At 59.8% G+C, this 6,363-nt stretch carries 5 protein-coding genes; 3 read left to right on the top strand and 2 right to left on the bottom strand.

Going from position 1 to position 6,363, the window contains the following annotated elements; all coding sequences use genetic code 11:
* Window positions 1-200, bottom strand: a 200-nt coding sequence (locus tag IT472_RS11385; RefSeq protein WP_297181641.1) for a hypothetical protein, incomplete at its 3' end; no start/stop codon positions are given.
* Between the two features lie 1,231 nt (window positions 201-1,431).
* Here IT472_RS11385 and IT472_RS11380 point away from each other — a divergent pair.
* From IT472_RS11380 to IT472_RS11370, 3 genes are all read left to right on the top strand, one after another.
* A complete protein-coding gene (locus tag IT472_RS11380; RefSeq protein ID WP_297181640.1) occupies window positions 1,432-3,684 on the top strand; it encodes a primosomal protein N' in 2,253 nt (750 codons plus the stop codon).
* Between the two features lie 72 nt (window positions 3,685-3,756).
* Complete coding sequence (tal, locus tag IT472_RS11375; RefSeq protein WP_297181639.1) at window positions 3,757-4,698, top strand: transaldolase; 942 nt, start codon at window positions 3,757-3,759, stop codon at window positions 4,696-4,698.
* Window positions 4,699-4,706: 8 nt separating this feature from the next.
* Entirely contained in the window at window positions 4,707-5,315 is a 609-nt protein-coding gene (locus IT472_RS11370; RefSeq protein WP_297181642.1) for a trimeric intracellular cation channel family protein, read from the top strand.
* 356 nt (window positions 5,316-5,671) lie between these two features.
* On the opposite strand, the gene IT472_RS11365 is transcribed toward IT472_RS11370, so the two are convergent.
* Entirely contained in the window at window positions 5,672-6,151 is a 480-nt protein-coding gene (locus IT472_RS11365; RefSeq protein WP_297181638.1) for a hypothetical protein, read from the bottom strand.
* Window positions 6,152-6,363: the final 212 nt, after the last annotated feature.

Here is a 6,363-nt window from a genome sequence, read left to right as displayed (position 1 = left end):
GGCGGGATCCACAAGGTGCGGGCCGTGGTCATGAGGCCATGATCGCGGCGCGTGCGGTGACAGGCGATCGGACGATTCCTGTTGCGGGCGTAGGAGAAAGACTGATTGGTGGGTGTCCTTGTTTGTTTGTCGGACGATTCCTGTTGCTGGCGTAGGAGAAAGACTGATTGGTGGTTGTCCTTGTTTGTTTGTTTGCTCAACCAGGCACGAATTGTGAGTAGATTAAAATTTCTAATATTTTTTGTTGCCTTCTCTTTTCTACCCACGGCTGATGCGGGAGATCTGAATTTTAAGCAGCTAAGAGTCTCTCGCCCGTGCGTGGAGAGAGTAGTTCAGGTTAGAGGCTACCTGAATTCAAGTTTCCACGGTGCTTGGCTTTCAGATAGCATCAATTCATGGCGCACTGGCATATCGATGGAATTCGATCGCAACTCAAAAGACGAGTCCATCTTGCTCATGAAAGAATATGCTTACGTTAGTGAGAACTATAGGAATAGTTCATTTGCAGCGACGTTCCACGGCGTCCTCAAGTGCAAGTCAATAGATGCACAACCCGTATTTATTGTAGAAAGAGCAACGAATATCAGTGTTTCTAATTACAAATGACGATCGATGGGGTCAGAGTCATTGATTTTTTGTCAACCCCTTTCCTATTCGACTCACGGAAGCGGTTTGCGATCAATGGGGTCAGAGTCATTGATTTTCGCCCCAATCCAAGAGCGAACGGCATAAATCAATGACTCTTACCCTATTGATCTGACAAAACTTTTTGAGCAGGCTATTGAATGAGCGTGAAATTGGCCAGCCTAATCCTTGGGGGCGCAAGCGTTCTATGTATATCAGTCTTTCCGCACACTTCAATTTTTTCCAGCGTTTCTGAATTATTACTGGGCCCTGGGGCTATATTGGCTAGCTTGATATGGCCTGAGGGCGTTGAGTCTGATAGTGCAATTGCTTGGATCACGATGACATTTTTAGTCGATTCGCTAATCTTTGCATTGATTTGGTATGTGGTAATTAGAGTCATAAAAGTGAAGGCAAAATTTTGAATCAATGGAGTGGAGTGTCAACCCCCACTCAACGAGAAGGCAAGAACCGGAAGGCAAGAACCGGGACACGCACAATCCATCCATTCTCCGACCCGCTCACCGGACTAATCTCGAAACGCCAAAGCAAGGACACGCACAATTTTCGCTGGCCTCCCGTAGTAGAAAACTAAGGACACCCACAATTCGTCACGGTGATAGCGCCACCACCGCCAAGCGTGCCCTAGGGCTGGCCTCATGCATCGATTTTCGGGTCGCTCGCCAAACACCGCCCATGCGCCAGCCTCCCTCGCGTGGGATGCGAGGCGGGACGCGTCAATTGGCCTTTCCCAGCCTGGCCTCAATCCAACCATGAACGTGTTCGGCCTTGCCCTAGACTGGCGCGATGCCTGATCGCCCCGCCGTCCTGCGCGTTGCCTTGCCGGTGCCGCTGCCGCGCAGTTTCGACTACCTGCCACCGGAGGGCGTTGCCGTCGAACAGGTGGCGGTGGGACAGCGCCTGCGGGTGCCATTCGGGCAGCGCGAGTTGTGCGGGATCGTGATCGAGCGTGGGCTGGCCGATCAGGATGTCGAGTTGCGCACAGCGCTGGACCTGCCGGATGCCCGGCCGTTGCTGTCGGGTGAGTTGTTGGCGTCGTTGCGTTGGCTGTCGGCCTACCTGCATGCGCCCTTGGGCGAAGTCCTGGCCACCGCGTTGCCGGCCATGTTGCGGCGCGGCGAGCCGTTGCCCGACATCGCAAGTTACGGCTGGTGCTTGAACGAGGCCGGGCGCACTGCATGGCCGGCGATGCGTGCGGGCAAGCCGAAACAGCTGGCCGAGACGCTGCAACACCTGCGTGATGAAGAGGCGCTGGACGCGATGTGCCCGGGTTGGCGCACGCCGCTGCGCAGGCTTCGCGAACACGGATGGGTCGATCGCATCGAGATCACGCCAGAGCGGGTCGCGGTTGCCCCGTGTGCGACGGCCGGCATTGTCCTCAATGACGAACAAGCCCAAGCAATTGCGGCGATCCGCGATCGCCAGGGTTACGCGCCCACCCTGCTCGATGGTGTCACCGGCAGCGGCAAGACCGAGGTCTACCTGCAGGCGATCGGCGATTGCCTGGCACGTGGCAAACAGGCCTTGGTGCTGGTGCCGGAGATCGGCCTGACCCCGCAGGCGCTGGCGCGGTTTCGTGCGCGCCTGGGCGCGCCGGTGCATGCCCTGCATTCGGGATTGAATGACGGCGAGCGCGCCGCGGTTTGGCTGAAGGCCGCAGCTGGACAGGCGCGGGTGATCGTCGGAACGCGTTCTGCAATCTTCGTGCCGCTGCCAGAGGCGGGCCTGATCGTGGTCGACGAAGAGCACGACGGCAGTTACAAGCAGTTCGACGGGATCCGCTATCACGCCCGCGATTTCGCCTTGGTGCGCGCGCGTGCGCTGGACGTGCCGATCGTGCTCGGCAGCGCCACGCCAGCGCTGGAGACCTTGCACAACGCGCGCGCGGGGAAGTTCGCCCATCTTCGATTGAAGCAACGCGCCGGCGATGCCAAGCCGCCGCTGGTGCGCGTGCAGGACGTGCGCAAGCGGCCGCTGCGCGCGGGATTGTCGGAGGAGTCGCTGGCAGCGATCCGCAGCGCGCTGGATGCCGGCGGGCAGGTGTTGGTGTTCAAGAATCGTCGTGGCTACGCCCCGGTGTTGCTGTGCCATGACTGCGGCTGGAGCGCGCATTGCTCGCGCTGCAGCATGCAGGACAAGCCGACGGCCATGACCGTGCATGCGCACGGACGTCGCCTGCAATGCCATCACTGCGGCCATCGCAAGCCATCACCGCCGGCCTGCCCCGATTGCGGCGGCCTCGCCCTGCAAGCACAGGGCAATGGCACCGAGCGCATCGAGGAAGACCTGGCGGCGCGATTCGATGACGTGCCGGTGCTGCGCATCGACCGCGGCAGCACCGGCCATCGCGATGCCTTGCAACGGCATCTCGACACCCTCGGTACGCGCCCCGGCATCCTGGTCGGCACCCAGATGCTGGCCAAGGGGCATGATTTGCCGAACCTGACCCTGGTGGTCGTGGTCGGAATCGACGAGGGCCTGTTCTCTGCCGATTTCCGCAGCGGCGAGAAATTGGCGCAGCTGTTGATCCAAGTCGCAGGACGCGCCGGCCGCGCCGACAAACCCGGCACGGTGCTGTTGCAGACCCATCATCCCGAGCACCCCTTGCTCAATACCCTGGTGACTTGCGGCTACCACGCCTTCGCCGATGCCGAGTTGCGTCTGCGCGAGGAAGCCGGCTTCCCGCCTTTTGCCCACCTCGCATTGCTGCGCGCCGAAGCGAAACAGGCAGAGCCGTCGTTGCGGTTTCTGCAGGACGCGAAGGCGACGTGCATGGCGTGGAATGCGCATGCGGAGTCGAACCCTCACCCCAATCCCTCTCTCGGGGGGAGAGAGGCTGAGATCGTTGCGATCGATGGTCCCCTGCCCGCACCGATGCCGCGCCGCGCTGGCTACGTGCGCGCGCAATTGCTGTTGTCGGCCACGTCGCGCAAGGCGTTGCATGCCGCACTCAGTACACTCATGCCCGCCCTGTACGCACACCCCGACGCGCGCAAGCTGCGTTGGTCGCTGGACGTGGACCCGGTGGATTTGTATTGAACCTGGACACGCAGGTTCGCGATGGCGCCGGATCGGTGAAAATGCAGGCATCCAAGCGAACATGATCCTGACGTGACCTCCCAACTCGACCAGCTCCGCCAACACTCCATCGTCGTCGCCGACAGCGGCGACATCGACGCGATTGCCAAATTCGCGCCGATGGATGCCACCACCAATCCGTCCTTGCTGCTGAAAGCCGCTGCGTTGCCCGCCTACGCCGCGCAGATCGATGCGGCCGTGGCCGCTGCATCCGGCGCGGATAGGGTCGGCGATGCCTGCGACCGCCTGGCGGTGGCGATTGGCGGTGAGATCCTCAAGCTGATTCCCGGCCGCGTCTCCACCGAGGTCGATGCACGCTTGAGCTTCGACACGGATGCAACGATTGCACGGGCGCGACGCTTGGTGGCGCTGTACGGAGAAGCCGGCATCGGCCGTGAGCGCCTGCTGATCAAGATCGCCGCCACCTGGGAGGGTATCCGCGCCGCCGCCGTGCTGGAGCGCGAGGGCATCCACTGCAACCTGACCCTGCTGTTCTCGTTCGCGCAGGCGGTGGCCTGCGCCGAAGCGGGCGTGTTCCTGATTTCGCCCTTCGTCGGCCGCATCCTCGACTGGCACCTGGCCAATGGCATGGCCAAGCCCGCGAACGCACAGGACGATCCCGGCGTGCAGTCGGTGACGCGCATCTGGAACTACTACAAGCAGCACGGCTACCCCACCGTGGTGATGGGTGCCAGCTTCCGCAACACCGCTCAGGTCCTTGCGTTGACTGGCTGCGACCGGCTGACCATCGCGCCGGAATTGTTGGGCGAGTTGGCGCAGACCAACGCGCCGGTGGTGCCGGCGCTCGTGGATGCCGGCACGCGCGTCGCGCCGCCTGCGGCGATGGGCGAGGCCAGCTTCCGCTGGCAACACAATGAAGACGCGATGGCGACCGACAAGCTGGCCGAGGGCATTCGCAAGTTCGCCATCGACCAGGGCAAGCTGGAAGCCCTGCTGGTGGCGAAGTTGGGCTGAGCACTGTGATTCCGACCCTGCTGCTGGTCTTCGATCTGATCGGCATCTTCGTCTTCGCGCTCAGCGGCGGCGTGCTGGCTGTTCGGCATCGGTTGGATTTGTTCGGCGTGCTGGTACTCGCCTGCGCCACCGCGGTCACCGGCGGCATCGTGCGCGACGTGCTGATCGGCGCGATCCCACCCGCATCGCTGGCCGACTGGCGTTACCTGGCCACTGCCATGCTTGCCGGTGTGGCGAGTTTTTACTGGCACGGCATCATCGAACGTCTGCGCAATCCGGTGCAGCTGTTCGATGCCGCCGGGCTCGCGTTGTTCGCGGTGCTCGGTACCGGCAAGGCACTGGCCTTCGGTTTGTCGCCGTTCGCGGCCACCCTGCTCGGCATCATCACCGGCATCGGCGGCGGCATCGCCCGCGACCTGCTCGTCGTGCGTACGCCCGTGGTGCTGCAGCATACCGAGCTGTACGCGGTTGCGGCGCTGGTCGGGTGCGGCATCGTCGCGATCGCACACGCGCTGGGCTGGCCGCAGGCGCCGGCGATGGTGGTCGGTGCGTTGTTGTGCTTCGGCATGCGCTTCATGGCCATCCGCCGCGGTTGGCGGCTGCCGGTGGCGGGTTGAACTGGTGTTGGGAAAGGGTAACGCCTGAGTTAAGCCGCGCAAGATTGATGAGGCGATTGCCAATTAGCGTTCAAGACCAGGATCGATCTCTACTATTCGTTCGGCAACTAAGTCACTCTCAATGTCATTCCAAGTCTTGCCTTCCGCAAGTAAGCTGTCGATGGCTTTGCGGATTGCGGCTGTACTCGGTTTGCGCATGTCATAGCCTTCACGGAAGTCCGTATCATTGAAATCATCAAGGATGAATTCGTAGATGCGCCACTGGTCATACTTGGGAGCATTGATAGTCTTGGCTTGATTTAGGAAATCAGTGATTTGAAGGCCGGCTTCACGTTTGAGTAGTTGCGGCGCGATGTTTATTCCGAAAAACCGGTAAATTCATTCTGGCGTGCTGTCGATGGTCTGTCTGTCCAGGCTTGTTTATTTAACTGATTTTGAAATATTAATGCGATCTCGTGCTTTGCTCGCGATGCATTCATGCTGCGCAGCGGTTTATTGAAGAACTTTAATACTTCAATATCATCTTCTTCGGGTTGTTCACCAAAGCCAATTAGGTCAGAAGCCTGCCCTTTGGTGAGGCGGCCTGAATATTTGCGCCCATCTTCTTCTAATCGTCGCGACTGAAATTCTGTCATCTGATCGAAATGCCACGATGGAAACATTTCGCCCGCGCCAACTTTATCGGCCAGATCCCGCCGCTCTTGTAACCAGCTAGGAATTGAGTCGCGCGACGTGCCTCTACTTCCGTGGCTTTGTGATGTGATGCCGGGACGAATGTAGGCTTTAAGAATGATATAGCCAACAACACCTACAACAATAAGCAATAGTACCGACATGTTTGCATCAACCTGATGAAGTGCAAGTGTCCACAGTGACAGTCCGGCTTGTGAATAGTACAGCGCGGCCTAACGCCTGAGTTAAGGGAACCTCGAATAACCTCGGATATCTGGCTCGAGGCTCCAGTGAGCATCTTCAAGTCATTGAATACAAAGGCAATGGATTCCCGCTTTCGCGGGAATGACGAGCAAAAACCAGTTATTCGAGGTTC

It is taken from the genome of Thermomonas sp. (assembly GCF_020850895.1).
Taxonomy (GTDB): Bacteria; Pseudomonadota; Gammaproteobacteria; order Xanthomonadales; family Xanthomonadaceae; genus Thermomonas.
Note: the sequence above shows the minus strand (reverse complement) of the source record. Positions and strands in the feature narration are given on the sequence as shown.